The 13,797-nt window shown below is 68.9% G+C and carries 14 protein-coding genes; 6 read left to right on the top strand and 8 right to left on the bottom strand.

Translation table 11 applies throughout. The features are described 5' to 3' along the window. Nucleotides 1-130: 130 nt before the first annotated feature. Entirely contained in the window at nt 131-1,042 is a 912-nt protein-coding gene (locus H074_RS37830; RefSeq protein ID WP_007035388.1) for a DMT family transporter, read from the top strand. 54 nt (nt 1,043-1,096) lie between these two features. On the opposite strand, the gene arc is transcribed toward H074_RS37830, so the two are convergent. Next, nucleotides 1,097-2,899, bottom strand: coding sequence for a proteasome ATPase (arc, locus tag H074_RS37825; protein WP_007035387.1), 1,803 nt, complete (start codon nt 2,897-2,899; stop codon nt 1,097-1,099). A 363-nt stretch (nt 2,900-3,262) separates the two neighbouring features. On the opposite strand from arc, the gene H074_RS37820 reads away from it, so the two are divergent. Beyond that, nucleotides 3,263-4,084, top strand: a complete 822-nt coding sequence (locus H074_RS37820) for a hypothetical protein (protein ID WP_007035386.1) — start codon at nt 3,263-3,265, stop codon at nt 4,082-4,084. Between the two features lie 7 nt (nt 4,085-4,091). Then, nucleotides 4,092-4,547, top strand: coding sequence for a hypothetical protein (locus H074_RS37815; RefSeq protein ID WP_007035385.1), 456 nt, complete (start codon nt 4,092-4,094; stop codon nt 4,545-4,547). 302 nt (nt 4,548-4,849) lie between these two features. On the opposite strand, the gene H074_RS37810 is transcribed toward H074_RS37815, so the two are convergent. Next, nucleotides 4,850-5,674, bottom strand: a complete 825-nt coding sequence (locus H074_RS37810) for a tRNA (adenine-N1)-methyltransferase (protein ID WP_007035384.1) — start codon at nt 5,672-5,674, stop codon at nt 4,850-4,852. Nucleotides 5,675-5,773: 99 nt separating this feature from the next. Beyond that, entirely contained in the window at nt 5,774-6,925 is a 1,152-nt protein-coding gene (locus H074_RS37805; RefSeq protein ID WP_051072096.1) for a M50 family metallopeptidase, read from the bottom strand. A 128-nt stretch (nt 6,926-7,053) separates the two neighbouring features. Between H074_RS37805 and H074_RS37800 the strand changes: the two genes are divergently transcribed. The 3 genes from H074_RS37800 to H074_RS37790 all read left to right on the top strand — a co-directional run bounded on the left by H074_RS37800 (nt 7,054) and on the right by H074_RS37790 (nt 9,745). After that, nucleotides 7,054-7,947 carry a RecB family exonuclease gene (locus H074_RS37800; protein WP_007035382.1) on the top strand — a complete coding sequence of 298 codons (894 nt, stop codon included), beginning with the start codon at nt 7,054-7,056 and terminating at the stop codon, nt 7,945-7,947. A 9-nt stretch (nt 7,948-7,956) separates the two neighbouring features. Then, nucleotides 7,957-8,742, top strand: coding sequence for a thioesterase family protein (locus tag H074_RS37795; protein ID WP_007035381.1), 786 nt, complete (start codon nt 7,957-7,959; stop codon nt 8,740-8,742). Between the two features lie 67 nt (nt 8,743-8,809). Beyond that, on the top strand, nt 8,810-9,745 hold the full coding sequence (locus H074_RS37790) for a ParA family protein (RefSeq protein ID WP_007035380.1): 936 nt from the start codon (nt 8,810-8,812) through the stop codon (nt 9,743-9,745). Between the two features lie 102 nt (nt 9,746-9,847). On the opposite strand, the gene hisG is transcribed toward H074_RS37790, so the two are convergent. From hisG to H074_RS37765, 5 genes are all read right to left on the bottom strand, one after another. Next, nucleotides 9,848-10,693 (bottom strand): ATP phosphoribosyltransferase, encoded by an 846-nt coding sequence (hisG, locus tag H074_RS37785; RefSeq protein ID WP_007035379.1) that lies wholly within the window; start codon nt 10,691-10,693, stop codon nt 9,848-9,850. Between the two features lie 32 nt (nt 10,694-10,725). Beyond that, nucleotides 10,726-10,989 (bottom strand): phosphoribosyl-ATP diphosphatase, encoded by a 264-nt coding sequence (locus H074_RS37780; RefSeq protein WP_007035378.1) that lies wholly within the window; start codon nt 10,987-10,989, stop codon nt 10,726-10,728. Nucleotides 10,990-11,061: 72 nt separating this feature from the next. After that, entirely contained in the window at nt 11,062-11,553 is a 492-nt protein-coding gene (locus H074_RS37775) for a methylated-DNA--[protein]-cysteine S-methyltransferase (RefSeq protein ID WP_007035377.1), read from the bottom strand. A 15-nt stretch (nt 11,554-11,568) separates the two neighbouring features. Beyond that, nucleotides 11,569-13,032 carry a DNA-3-methyladenine glycosylase 2 family protein gene (locus H074_RS37770; RefSeq protein ID WP_007035376.1) on the bottom strand — a complete coding sequence of 488 codons (1,464 nt, stop codon included), beginning with the start codon at nt 13,030-13,032 and terminating at the stop codon, nt 11,569-11,571. 56 nt (nt 13,033-13,088) lie between these two features. Further along, a complete protein-coding gene (locus H074_RS37765; RefSeq protein WP_007035375.1) occupies nt 13,089-13,769 on the bottom strand; it encodes an HAD family hydrolase in 681 nt (226 codons plus the stop codon). Between the last annotated feature and the right edge of the window lie 28 nt (nt 13,770-13,797).

The following is a 13,797-nucleotide window of genomic DNA, read 5'->3' as shown; positions in this document are numbered from 1 at the left end:
GGGCGTTATACAAACAATTCCGGCGATCGCCACGCGCGAGGCGTCGGACACATCGTCCGAAAACCGCTGGAGCACAACGGGGAATCCGGGATTCACTGAGCCCGAACTTGAGGACTCAGGAGAAGGACAATTGGGACGTTTCGGTATCGCGATCCGGTTCGCGGCACTCGCGATCGTATGGGGTGCGAGTTTTCTGTTCATCAAGGTCGGCCTCACCGGCCTGTCGCCCGCTCAGGTGGCGCTCTCCCGCGTCTGCCTGGGCGCGGTGGCGCTGATGGCCATCGCCGCCTGGCGCCGTAAGCCACTCCCCCGGGACCCGGCGCTCTGGGGCCATCTCGCGGTCGTCTCCGTGCTGCTGTGCGTCATCCCGTTCCTGTTGTTCTCCTGGGCAGAGCAGTACATCTCCTCCGGACTCGCCAGCATCTTCAACGCGACGACGCCGCTGATCACCATGCTCATCGCCGCCGCGGCCCTGCCGTCGGAACGCTTCACGAAGGCCCGCACGACCGGCCTGATCCTCGGCTTCCTCGGCGTGCTCACCATCGTCGGGGTCTGGCAAGGGATCGACGTCTCGCACGAACTGACCGCGCAACTGGCGTGCCTGGGCGCGACGACCTGCTACGGGATCTCGTTCGTCTACGTGCGACGGTTCATCTCGGTGCGGAACCTCGACGCCCCGACCATCGCGCTCGGGCAGGTCTGCTGCGGCGCCGTCGTGATGCTGGTGCTCGCGCCGTTCATCGCGACGACGCCGGTACGTCTCGATACGCCGATCGTGCTCAGCATGATCGCGCTCGGGGCACTGGGCACCGGGCTCGCCTACGCCTGGAACGCGTCGATCATCGCGGCGTGGGGCGCGTCGAACGCCTCGGCGGTGACCTACCTCACACCGGTCGTCGGCGTGCTGCTCGGTGTCCTTGTCCTCGACGAACCCCTGGCATGGAACCAGCCCGTCGGCGCGCTGCTCGTCGTTCTGGGGATCCTGGCCGCACACGGGCGGCTTAGCCCGCGCAAGAAGGTCAAGGAAGCCGTAGCCGTCTGAAACGAAGAGGCCCTTCACCGCGACGCATGCGGTGAAGGGCCTCTTCGGCTCGTACTACAGGTACTGACCGGTGTTCGTGGCGGTGTCTATCGCCCGCCCCGAATCCTGGTTCTTGCCGGTGACGAGCGTGCGGATGTAGACGATCCGCTCGCCCTTCTTGCCGGAGATCCGGGCCCAGTCGTCCGGGTTGGTGGTGTTGGGCAGGTCCTCGTTCTCCGCGAACTCGTCGACGATCGCGTCCAGCAGATGCTGCACGCGCAGGCCGGGCTGCTTGGTCTCCAGCACCGACTTGATGGCCGACTTCTTCGCCCGGTCCACGATGTTCTGGATCATCGCGCCCGAGTTGAAGTCACGGAAGTACAGGACCTCCTTGTCACCGTTGGCGTAGGTGACCTCGAGGAACCGGTTCTCGTCCGTCTCCTCGTACATCCGCTCGACGGTGTGCTGGATCATCGCGTCGAAGGTCGCCCTCACGTCCCCGCCGAACTCGGCGAGGTCGTCCGCGTGGATCGGCAGACCGTCGGACAGGTACTTGGAGAAGATGTCCTTCGCGCCTTCGGCGTCCGGACGCTCGATCTTGATCTTGACGTCGAGCCGGCCCGGCCGCAGGATCGCCGGGTCGATCATGTCCTCACGGTTGGAGGCGCCGATGACGATGACGTTCTCCAGGCCTTCGACACCGTCGATCTCCGAAAGCAGCTGCGGGACGATCGTGGTCTCCACGTCGGAGGACACGCCCGAACCGCGGGTGCGGAAGATCGAGTCCATCTCGTCGAAGAACACGATCACCGGGGTGCCTTCGGAGGCCTTTTCCCGAGCCCGCTGGAAGATCAGGCGGATGTGCCGCTCGGTCTCCCCGACGAACTTGTTCAGCAGTTCCGGACCCTTGATGTTCAGGAAGTAGGACTTCCCGTCCGCCGAGTCGCCGCGTGCTTCGGCGACCTTCTTGGCGAGCGAGTTGGCCACCGCCTTGGCGATGAGGGTCTTACCGCAGCCAGGAGGCCCGTAGAGCAGCACGCCCTTCGGCGGGCGCAGCTGGTACTCCTGGTAGAGATCAGCGTGCAGGAACGGAAGCTCGACGGCGTCGCGGATCTGCTCGATCTGCCGGGTGAGGCCACCGATGTCCTCGTATCGGACGTCGGGCACCTCCTCCAGCACGAGATCCTCGACCTCCGCCTTCGGCACGCGCTCGTAGGCGTAACCGGCTTTCGAGTCCACCAGCAGGGAGTCGCCCGGCTTGAGGGGCTGTTCGGCCAGCGGATCGGAGAGCAGGACGACCCGCTCCTCGTCCGCGTGCCCGACCACGAGCGCACGGGGGCTGCCGCCCTCGACGTCCGGGGCCAGCACCTCGCGCAGCGCGCAGACCTCGCCGATCCGCTCGAAGTCACCGCCTTCGACGACGGTGAGTGCCTCGTTGAGCCGCAACGCCTGTCCGCGCCGCAGCGACGAGACCTCGACCGCGGGTGAGACCGAAACCCGCATTTTGCGGCCCGCGGTGAACACGTCCACCGTGTTGTCCTCGTACGCGGTGACGAACACGCCGTAACCGCTCGGAGGCTGGGCCAGCCTGTCGACCTCCTCTCGCAACGCGAGCAACTGGCCACGCGCCTCGCGGAGCGTCTCGACCAGTTTCGTGTTGCGTTCCGTGAGTTGGCTCACTCGTTCCGACGCCTCGGCGAGTCGCTGTTCCAGCACTCGGTTCTGACGTGGCGAATCGGTGAGCTTCCGGCGCAGCAGAGCGACTTCCTCCTCGAGGAAGCGGATTTGACGTGCCTGCTCGTCGGACGTGGTTCCAGCTCCGGTCGTTTCTGAAGGGTCGGCCTCCTCGCGCCGACCTCCGGGAAGGTCATGATGCATCGGGCACCTCCTCGGAGTGCTTTTCATTCCACGGTACCGGCGATCACCGACAATAAAAGGCCTTTCCGCATCACAAGATCGGCGCGTCGCGTTCCGGACCACCCGACTGCACGTACGTTCCCGCCGCGCAAGGGGCCATCCCGGTGCCGGGTCCCACACTCCCATGGTCACAATCCGTCCACCTAGCCTGACCTGCGGCGGAATACCCGGCTCCGTCCGGGTGCAAACGGGTGACCGGTATCAGTTCGGCCCTAATCGAGCGGCGATCCGGCTCGATGGCTAGCATCGGGCCGACGTTCGCCGGGGAGGCGGACCCGCAGGTCATGTTGAGCATTTTCGCAGAACAGCTAGGGGGCACCAGCCATGACTTACCCGCCGCAGCAGCCCGGCGGCTACGGACAAGATCCGTACGGCCAGCAGGGCGGGTACCCGCAGAGCGGTCCCCAGCCGCAGCAGGGATACCCCGGTGGCGGCCAGTACGGACAGGACCCGTACGGCCAGCAGCAAGGTGGCTACCCGCAGAGCGGACCGCAGCCGCAGCAGGGATACCCCGGTGGCACGCAGCAGTTCGGCCAGCCGGATCCGTACGGCCAGCAGGGCGGCTTCAACGCGTACCCGCAGGAAGGCGGCTATGGCGGCGGTGAGCCGCCCAAGAAAAAGAAGACCGGCCTGATCGTCGGCATCGCGATCGGCGCGGTCGTGCTGGTCGGCGGCGGTGTCACCGCCCTCGTCATCGCGCTGAACTCCGGCGACGACAACCCGACCGCCGCGCCGCCCTCCAGCAGCGCCGCCCCGTCGGAGGCCCCGTCCTCGTCGTCGCAGAAGCCGAGCTCGACCCGCACCAGGTCCAGCTCGCCCAGCACGTCGTCGACCAAGAGTTCAGGTCCGGCGCCCGGCGGGAAGGCCACTCCGCAGGAGGTCTTCGAGAGCGCCGCGAGCTCCTACAGCGCGGGTGACAAGAAGACGTTCCTCGACCTGATCTGCCGCAGCGAGAACACCAAGGACGAGGGCAAGCCGCTCGACCCCATCAAGCTCGAGATCATCGAGCCCGCCAAGGAAAGCGGTGACCGGGCGACCGGCCGCTACCGCGCCACCCAGGGCACCAAGATGGCGGAAGGCACCATCACGGCGGCCAGGGAATCGAGCCTGTGGTGCCTCAAGGACATCAAGGCCGACAAGAAGTGACCTTCCGGTGACGGTGAGCCACAAGCTGACCGCCGTCGCGGTCGTTTGTGGCGCGGTCGTGGCCGGGGTCGTGGTGGGGCTGCTGCTGGTGGCCCCGTCCGGCTCCGACCCGGCCGCGCCCGGCACCGTCACACCCACACCAGGGCCGAGTTCGTCCCGTCCGGTTCCGGTGGATCCGGACGTGGCGGCGGTCGAGGTGGCGGGCAAGGCGATCGCCGCGGCCATCGTCAATCACGACGCGACGGCGTTCGGGAAGCTCACCTGCGTCCAGCAGTCGTCGGCCGATCTGGCCGAGTTGGAACGGAAGTGGGCGGCCGCGGGCAAGGTGTCCGCGACCGTCCCGGACCCGCCGGTGGTCAGCGGCGATTCCGCCACCGTGACCGTGCACGTCGAAGGCGTGGGCGGCCAGAAGGACACGCCCTTCCCACTGAAGAAACGCGACGGCAAGTGGTGCGTGCCGTGATATCCGTCGAACGCTGACGAAAACTCGCCGAAGGGCGTCTGTCCGCTTGCAACTTGCGTTGTGCGCGGGAGTGGTCGTCAGGTGCTTCCGGCAGCTCGGCTGTCAGCCGCAAGGCCCGACCGTCACGACCTTGATCAACGGAGGATCGGGGACGTCGAGTGTCCCGATTCCTTCATCGTCGACTGGGTCGTGAGTGGACTGGGTCGTGAGTGGTAAGGAAGGTTAGAACCGTCCTTACCACTCACGACCCCTGGCCGAACTGTCAGGTACAAGCACCGGCGCCGGTCTCGCGCGTCCGGGGGTCAGCCCTTGCCGGAGCGGCGGTGGACCCGCGGCGACACGGTCCCGTCCGCCAGACGTCGCGCCGTCAGCAGGAACGCGGTGTGCGCGACCATCCGGTGGTCCGGCCGGACCGCCAGGCTCACGACGTGCCAAGGCCGCATGAGGGTCTCCCACGATTCCGGCTCGGTCCAGCATTGCTGGTCCCGCAAGGCTTCGGTGATCCGCGAGAGCTGGGTGACCGTCGCCACATAGACCGTGAGCACACCACCCGGCACCAGATGCGCGGCGACCGTCTCCAGCTGGTCCCAGGGCGCCAGCATGTCGAGGACGACGCGGTCGACCTCGCCGGTGTGCGTCGACAGGTCCGCGACCGTCAGCGACCAGTTGTCCGGTTTGTGGCCGAAGAACTTCTCCACGTTCCGCTCGGCGTGTTCGGCGTGGTCGTCCCGGATCTCGTAGGACTGCACGGTGCCTTCCGAACCGACCGCCCGCAGCAGCGAACAGGTCAGCGCGCCGGAGCCGGCGCCCGCCTCGAGCACCCGCGCCCCCGGGAAGATGTCGCCCCACATCACGATCTGCGCGGCGTCCTTCGGGTAGATCACCTGCGCGCCTCGCGGCATCGACAACACGTAGTCCGGCAGCAGCGGGCGCAACGCCAGATAGTGGCTGCCTCCCGCCGAAGTGACGACCGAACCCTCCTGCGCACCGATCACGTCGTCGTGCGCCAGCGCGCCGCGATGGGTGTGATACTGCTGTCCTTCGGCGAGGACCATGGTGTAGTGCCGCCCCTTGGAGTCGGTCAGCTGAACCCGGTCACCAACACGAAACGGCCCTCGGACCGACACTGAACCTCCATACCTGCGAGCACTGCTGAGCCCATGCGTCCTCGGCGGGAAAGAGTGCCTCGGACGGGACTACCGATCCTCGCAGGTGGCCGTACCGCGCTACGCCGGGGGTCGGCTCCGGGTCATCGCGGCGCGCAGGTCTTCACGCCGGAGCACCCCCGCGGGCCTGCCTTCGTCGTCCACGACGAGGAACTGCCACGCGGCGGTTTCCCGGACCCGCTCGGCGATCTCCTCCCCCGACTCCGAGGTGAGAAGCACGGTGTCGGCGCGGATCGGCTCCGCGGCCATCTCCGCGGGCGCGTGCGGCGACGTCCCGGCCAAATGCGCGGCGGCCGTCTCGTCGAGCAGCCCGGCCGCGACGCCGTCGGCGCGCACCAGGACCACCCCACGGCCCGCCGATGCGGCCAGCGCGTCCGCGACCGGGCTTTCCGCGGGAAGCTGGAGAACGGGCCGGACGAGCTCGCTCAGTCTCACACCTTCCGGCCACCCTCGGCGTGTTTCGGCGGCGAGTTCGCTTCGCGCGCCGAGGATCACGAACCACGCAGTCACGACACAGACGCCGAGCCGGAGCCAGCGGTCCTCGCTGCCCACCGCCAATCCCCACAGCGCCCAGACGACCAGTCCCGCCGCCACGAGGCCGCCCCCGACCACCGCCGCCCGGGTGCCCTTTTCCCGGCGGCCCGTCGCCGCCCAGACCCCGGCGCGAACCAGCCGGCCGCCGTCGAGCGGGAGCCCGGGAAGGAGGTTGAAGATCCCGACGGCGAAGTTCGCGACGGCGCATTCGGCGATGAGCAGCCATGCCGCGCTTTCCGACGGGACGGCGAACATGAGCAGCCCGCAGAAACCGCCGAGCAGCAACGAAACCACCGGTCCCGCGGCGGCGACCAGGCCTTCCTGTCGCGGCTGGCGGGGAGTCCTGGCGACCTCGGAGAGGCCTCCGAGCAGGAACAGCCGCAAGCGCCGGACCGGGATGCCGAGGCGCAGCGCGACCAGGCAGTGCCCGAGCTCGTGCGCGAGCACCGAGAGTCCGAGAAGGACCGCGAACGCGGCCGCCAGCAGCCAGGAGGTCAGCGTCGACGCACCGGGCAGGATCCGTCCGACCAGCGGCGTGTAGAGGACCACGATGATCAGGGAGCCGATCCACCACGAAGGGGCCAGCAACACGGGGATCCCGGAGACCCGGAACAGCAGGAGCCCACCCTCTGGTGCCACGCCTCGTCGAGGCGGGCCCTGCTCACCCGTCACGGCCATGTGTCAGAGCGTAGATGCCCAGGTGTGGGGTGCCGGTAACCCGCCCTTCCCGTCCGGGTGGTGTCGGTCATGCCACTCCGGTGCGTCGCGGTCCCGGAACTGTCGGTGCCCGGCGATACGCTCCCCCCATGCCCGACACCGACACGGTCACCGCCGATCCGCCGCCCGGCGCCGAAGTCCCGCGCCGTCGGCCGGCCCTGTCCCCGTCGCGTGCCAGCGACTTCAAGCAGTGTCCGCTGCTCTACCGGTTCCGCGCGGTCGACAGACTGCCCGAGATCCCGACGAAGGCCCAGCTGCGCGGCACGCTGGTGCATTCCGTGCTGGAGCGCCTGTTCTCCCTTCCCCAAGCCGATCGCACCCCTCCGCAGGCCAAGGAGCTGCTCGCGCCGGCATGGGAGGATCTGTCGGCGGAACGTCCGGAGTGGATCGAGCTGTTCGACCAGGAGGATCCCGAGGCCGTCACCTCGTGGCTCTCGTCCGCCGAGCAACTCGTCGACACCTACTTCGGCCTCGAGGATCCGCGCCGTCTGGAACCCGAAGCGTGTGAGCTGCACGTCGAGATCGAGCTGGGCTCCGGAGTACTGCTGCGGGGCTACGTCGACAGGCTGGACGTCGCGCCGACCGGCGAGATCCGCGTCGTCGACTACAAGACCGGCGCCGCGCCCCGCGAGATCGGCGAGGCCAAGGCGATGTTCCAGATGAAGTTCTACGCCGTTGTCCTCTGGCGGCTTCGCGGTGTAGTGCCGCGCCAGCTGAAACTGATGTACCTCACCGACGGGCAGTCCCTGGCCTACACACCCGACGAGGGCGAGCTGATCCGCTTCGAGCGCACACTGGAGGCGATCTGGCAGGCGATCCTCAAAGCGGGCAAGACCGGCGATTTCCGGCCGAATCCGAGCAAGCTCTGCGCGTGGTGCGATCACCAGGCGCTCTGCCCGCAGTACGGCGGCACTCCCCCGCCGTACCCCGGCTGGCCGGAGCCGGATCCCGGTGAGGAGTCCGTCTTGGATCGTGCGGATTAGGGTGCCTTTGTGACAGAAGCCTTCTACGTGCCGTCAGGCGACGGCGTCTTCCTCCCGACCCCGCACACCGCCGGCCCGTGGACCCCGGAAGCCCAGCACTTCGGGCCGCCCTCGGCGTTGCTGGTCCGCGCGCTCGAAGAGGTCGAGGCGCCGCACGCGAGCCAGCTGGCGCGGGTGACGGTCGAGATCCTCGGGCCCGCGCCGCTGAAAGAGCTTTCGGTGCGGGCCTGGGTGGAACGACCGGGCCGGTCGGTCGAGTGGCTGGAAGCCGAACTCTCGCACGGTGAACGGGTCGTCGCCCGCGCCTCGGCATGGCGTATCGCGACCTCCGACACGACCGCGGTGGCCACCGCGGAAGGTCCCGCGCTGCCGTCACCGGAGGGTCTGCCCACGTCGAACTGGCCGGAAGGCTGGCACGGCGGGTACCTCGACGCCGTCGAGTGGCGGCGTGTCAAGGGCGCGCTGGACGTACCCGGGCCTGCGACGGTCTGGGGACGTCAGCGCGTCGCGCTCGTCGACGGGGAGAAACCGAGCCCGCTGCAGCGTCTGTTCGTCCTCGCCGACTCCGGCAACGGGATCTCGAACTTCCTCGACCCGCGCGAGTGGTGGTTCATCAACTCGGAGCTGACCGTGCACCTCCGCCGCCCGCCGCTGGGCGACTGGATCGGCGTCGACGCGGCCACCCTGGCCGGCCCGAACGGGATCGGCACGGCGACGACCACACTGCACGACTCCTCGGGCCCGATCGCCTCCGGGGCGCAGGCGCTGCTGCTGCGACCGCGACAGGCTGGCTGATAGACGCGCTTTCTCGGCGTGTTTCCAATAGCCTTCCCGGAACAACAGACACAGGGAGCGCTTCGGCATGCAGATCACCTCGGTGGTCAACCAGAAAGGCGGGGTCGGCAAGACCTCACTCAGCGTGGGCGCGGCGGCCGCACTGGCCGAACGCGGCCGCCGGGTGCTGCTGATCGACCTCGACCCACAGGGCCACGCGACCACCGAACTCCTCGGGCTGGACGAGGTGGCGCCGGACATGCCCAGTCTGGCGAAAGCCCTGACCAAGGTGTGGAAGGGCCCGATCGAGGAACTCGCCGTGCGGCATCCGCGCAGCAACCTCGGGCGGGGCGGCGCGTTCGACGTCATCCCGACCTCGCCGGGCATGTTCGACCTGATCCGGCGGCTGGACCGGTTCCGCGTCCCAGGCTGGCAGCTGGCCAGGGTCATCCAGTTCGCGAACTACGACCACATCATCATCGACTGCCCGCCCGCGCTCGACGTGCTGACCAACAACGCGCTGGCCGCTTCGCACGGGATCCTCGTGCCGGTGCAGCCGGACCGGACGAGCATCCGGGCGCTGCGCCTGCTTTCGGACCAGGTCCGTTACGTCGAGCAGACCGTCGGCCGTCCGCCGATCGCCTACTACGGCCTCGTGCCCGGTCTGTACCGCCGCCCGATCTCGCACTACGCGGCGGCGGCGCTGCAGGAGCTGTACGCGTTCGGGATCCCGATGCTGTCGCACGTCCCGCTCGGCGTCGTGATGAACGAGGCCGCCGCGCATGGCGTGCCCGTGACGACGTATGCGCCGGAAACCTTGCAGGCGCTGTCGTTCCGTGAGATCGCGGAGACGCTGGACGGATACCTGCGGAACCATCCGTCCGCGGCCATCGTGCCCGCGGACGAGGAGTTCGTCTTCGAGGACTTCATCACCGAAGTGTCGGTGACCCGCAGCGCCAACGACAACGGCGCGCGGAAGCGGCTCTACGACCTGATGCCCAAGAAGCCGAACCGGCCCCGGTAGTCCTCAGCCCGCAATCAGTCACCTACTTGCGGGGTAGCGCGTGAAGTCTCCCCTTCCTCGGCTCAGCCGAGGAAGGGGAGACTTCACGCGCGCAAACCGGTCTCAAAGGCGGCAGGCCCGGATGTCCGAAGCCAGGACGGCCTTGGCACCGGTCTCGGCGAGTTCGTCCATGATCCGGTTGACCTCCTTGCGCGGCACCATCGCCCGCACGGCCACCCAGTCTTCGTCCGCCAGCGGCGCGACGGTCGGCGACTCGAGGCCCGGCGTGATCGAGATGGCCGCGTCGAGCAGCGACCGCGGGCAGTCGTAGTCCAGCATCATGTAGTGCTGCGCGAAGACGACACCCTGCAGCCGTGCCTTCAGCTGGTCCTTGGGCCGGGTGTGCTCGGTGCCCGCCCGCTGCAGCAGCACCGCCTCCGACACGCAGATCGGGTCACCGAAGGCCACGAGATTGTGCTGGCGCAACGAACGTCCGGACTCGACGACATCCGCGATGGCGTCGGCCACGCCGAGCTGGATCGAGATCTCGACGGCGCCGTCGAGGCGGATGACCTCCGCCTCCACCCCGTGCTGCTTGAGGTTCTCGCGCACGAGCCGCGGATACGACGTCGCGAGCCGCTTGCCCTGCAGGTCTCCGGCCTTCCATTCCCGGCCCGCGGGCGCGGCGTACCGGAAGGTGGAACCGCCGAAGCCGAGGCCGAGGATCTCCTCGACCGGAGCTCCGGAGTCGAGCGCGAGGTCGCGGCCGGTGATGCCGAGATCCAGTTCGCCGGACCCGACGTAGATCGCGATGTCCTTGGGACGCAAGAAGAAGAACTCGACCTCGTTGACCGTGTCGAGCACGGTCAGGTCGCGGGCCTCATGTCGCTTGCGGTAACCGGCCTCTCCGAGCATCTCCGACGCGGCGGCGGCGAGGGCTCCCTTGTTCGGCACGGCGACACGCAGCATTGCTTCTCCTTGGTTCTCCGGACGCGAACGCGTCACAGGTACCGGTACACGTCCTCTGTCGACAGTCCTCGGCCGAGCATGAGCACCTGTACGCGGTACAGCAGCTGTGAAATCTCCTCAGCGAGCCTGTCGTCGGATTCGTGCTCGGCGGCGATCCATACCTCGCCCGCCTCTTCGAGCACCTTCTTGCCCTGTGCGTGCACTCCCGCGTCCAGCGCGGCGACGGTGCCGGAACCGTCAGGGCGCGTGCGGGCGCGCTCGGCAAGCTCGGCGAACAGCTCATCGAAGGTCTTCACGGTCTGGAGATCCTTCCATCCGCGCCCGCGTCGCGCTGCCCCGGGCCGGTGTGTTGCCCGTCGCATCACACTTCAGAACAGCGCGGGGCCGCCCTGTTCGAAATCGAGCAGGTGCCGCTTCCGTTCGACACCACCGCCGTAACCGGTGAGATCGCCGTTGGAACCGATCACCCGATGGCACGGCACGATGATGCCGATCGGGTTCTTCCCGTTCGCGAGGCCGACCGCGCGCGACGCGGTGGGCCTGCCGAGCCGGTCGGCGAGCTGGCCGTAGGAAACCGTCTCGCCATATGGGATGCCGAGCAGGCTTTTCCAGACCATCCGCTGGAATTCCGTGCCGCCGAAGCTCAGTGGGAGATCGAAGTCCTTCCGGCTGCCGTCGAAGTACTCCTTCAGCTGTTTCTCGGTGTCCACGAAGATCGGCGAGCCCGGGTCCGGATGGCCGAAGCTCTCCTCGGCCGGGCGGTGCCGCTGCTGGACCATGTACAGCCCGCAGAGGCTTTCGCCGTCCGCGACCAGGGTCAACCGGTCGTACGGGCTGTCGATGACGGTGTGCGTGCGCATGGCGCTCCTGGGAACTCAGGCGGCGGGCAGCCGGTTGATCGGGTGATCTCCGGTCGCCCAGAGGTGTTGGACGGCGTAGGCGCGCCACGGGCGCCAGCGTTCGGCGTGCGCGGCGAACGCGGCCGGGCCGAGGCCGAGCCCCTTCGCGGCGACTTTGACGCCGAGGTCGGTCGGCAGGAAGGCGTCCGGGTCGCCGAGCGAGCGCATCGCGATGCTCTCGACGGTCCACGGACCGAAGCCGGGCAGCGCGTGCAGCCGTTCGCGGGCCCGTTGCCAGTCACTTCCCGCACCGAGGTCGAGCCCGCCGTCGTTCAGTTCCGCGACGAGGCCGAGCAGGGTCCGCTTACGGCTCTGCGGCATCGCGAGGCTTTCCGGGTCGATCTCCGCGAGCGCGAGGGCGTCCGGGAAGACATGCGTGAGGCCACCGTCCGGATCGTCGACGGGTTCGCCGTGCGCGAGGACCAAGCGAGCGGCGTGGGTGCGGGCCGCGGCGGTGGACACCTGCTGGCCCAGTACGGCGCGGACGGCGAACTCGTCGCCGTCGACCGTTCGCGGCACCCGCCTGCCGGGCGCGGCGGCCACGAGCGGCCCGAGCAGCCGGTCCGCGGCCAGGGCCTCGTCGACCGCGACCGGGTCGGCGTCGAGGTCGAGCAGTCGGCGGCAGCGGCTGATCGCGGTCGAGAGATCCCGCAGATCCGACAGCGTGAGCCGGCAGCCGATGTGGCCGTCTTCCGGCTTGAGCGCGACGACGGCGGGGCCGTGCGGGAGCCGCAGGGTCCGGCGGTACGCGCCGTCGCGCCATTCCTCGACGCCGGGGACGCCTGTCGCGACCAGATGACCGAAGAGGTTGTCCGGGAACAACGGCTTCCGGTAGGGCAGGCGCAGATTGAGCGTCCCGGGCGCGGTCGCCGGCGCGGTATGGACACGGGCTCGCAGTTCCGTCGGAGACAGGGCGAAGACCTCGCGGACGGTGTCGTTGAACGTCCGGACGCTGCCGAACCCCGCGGCGAGGGCGACGTCGATCATCGACAGGCCGGTCGTCTCGATCAGCAACCGTGCCGTCTGCGCCCGCTGCGCACGGGCGAGGCTGAGCGGACCCGCGCCGAGTTCGGCGCGCACATGCCGCTCCACCTGCCGGACGCTGTAACCCAGCCGGGCGGCCAGCCCGCTCACGCCCTCGGTGTCGACGACGCCGTCGGCGATCAGCCGCATCGCCCTGGCCACCAGGTCCGCGCGCTCGTTCCACTGCGGCGAACCGGGACTCGCGTCCGGGCGGCACCGTTTGCAGGCGCGGAACCCGGCCTCCTGCGCGGCCGCCGCGCTCGGGTAGAACGTCATGTTCTCCGGTTTGGGCGGGACGACCGGGCAACTCGCCCGGCAGTAGATCCGCGTCGTCAGGACGGCGGTGAAGAACCAGCCGTCGAACCGGCCGTCCTTCGCCTGGACCGCCCGGACGCAGCGCTCGAAATCCTCATGCACCCGACCAGCATCACCGACCCGGCAGGGTGGGGTCTAGCGGAAATGCGACATGGCGGTCAGAGCAGGAGCGCGGTCAACGCCGGCACGTCGAGTCCCACCAGCGACGACCGGAACACGCGCCGCTCTCCCGGTTCGACGTCGACGTCGTTCGGGACCACCACCACGGTGCAGCCCGCCGCGGCCGCGGAAGCCGCGCCCGGCGGTGAATCCTCGATCGCGACGCACCGGGAAGCCTGGACTCCGAGCAACTCCGTCGCCAGCCGATACGGCCTCGCGTGCGGCTTGTTCAGACCATCGACCTCGTCACCGCAGACTGTGGCCGCGAAGTACTCACGGCCGATGGTGTTGAGCGCGAGTTCGGTCAGCGACCGTTCGGTGGAGGTGACCAGCGCCATCGGCACACCGTTGGCACGCAACAGTTCGAGCAGCTCCCGCGCCCCGGGGCGCCACGGGAGGGGACCGTCGAAGAGGTTGGCCGTGCGCTCGCGGATCCACTCCCCCATCCCCGCGACCGACTCGCGGGTGACAGGCCTGGCGCATACTTCGAGCAGGAACGCGGCCGTGTCGTCCATATTGGACCCGACGAGACTCAGTCGCTGTTCCTCGGTCAGTGTGCCGCCGAGGCTTTCGACGGCCTCGTAGAGCGCGACGTCCCACAGCTTCTCCGAGTCGACCAGCGTGCCGTCCATATCCCACAGCACAGCGGCGAGCCCGTCCAGTGTGGACGGTTCGGTCACGGCTCCCCCTCACGATCGCGTCGGGGAA

The sequence above is a fragment of the Amycolatopsis decaplanina DSM 44594 genome (assembly GCF_000342005.1).
Lineage (GTDB): Bacteria > Actinomycetota > Actinomycetes > Mycobacteriales > Pseudonocardiaceae > Amycolatopsis > Amycolatopsis decaplanina.
The sequence above is the reverse complement of the archived record's forward strand: the minus strand, read 5'-3'. Positions and strand labels throughout refer to the sequence as shown.

Coding starts and splice junctions, on each gene's coding strand:
- arc (WP_007035387.1), bottom strand. CDS start 2,899: ATGCATCATGACCTTCCCGGAGGTCGGCGCGAGGAGGCCGACCCTTCA.
- H074_RS37820 (WP_007035386.1), top strand. CDS start 3,263: ATGACTTACCCGCCGCAGCAGCCCGGCGGCTACGGACAAGATCCGTAC.
- H074_RS37805 (WP_051072096.1), bottom strand. CDS start 6,925: ATGGCCGTGACGGGTGAGCAGGGCCCGCCTCGACGAGGCGTGGCACCA.
- H074_RS37800 (WP_007035382.1), top strand. CDS start 7,054: ATGCCCGACACCGACACGGTCACCGCCGATCCGCCGCCCGGCGCCGAA.
- H074_RS37790 (WP_007035380.1), top strand. CDS start 8,810: ATGCAGATCACCTCGGTGGTCAACCAGAAAGGCGGGGTCGGCAAGACC.
- hisG (WP_007035379.1), bottom strand. CDS start 10,693: ATGCTGCGTGTCGCCGTGCCGAACAAGGGAGCCCTCGCCGCCGCCGCG.
- H074_RS37775 (WP_007035377.1), bottom strand. CDS start 11,553: ATGCGCACGCACACCGTCATCGACAGCCCGTACGACCGGTTGACCCTG.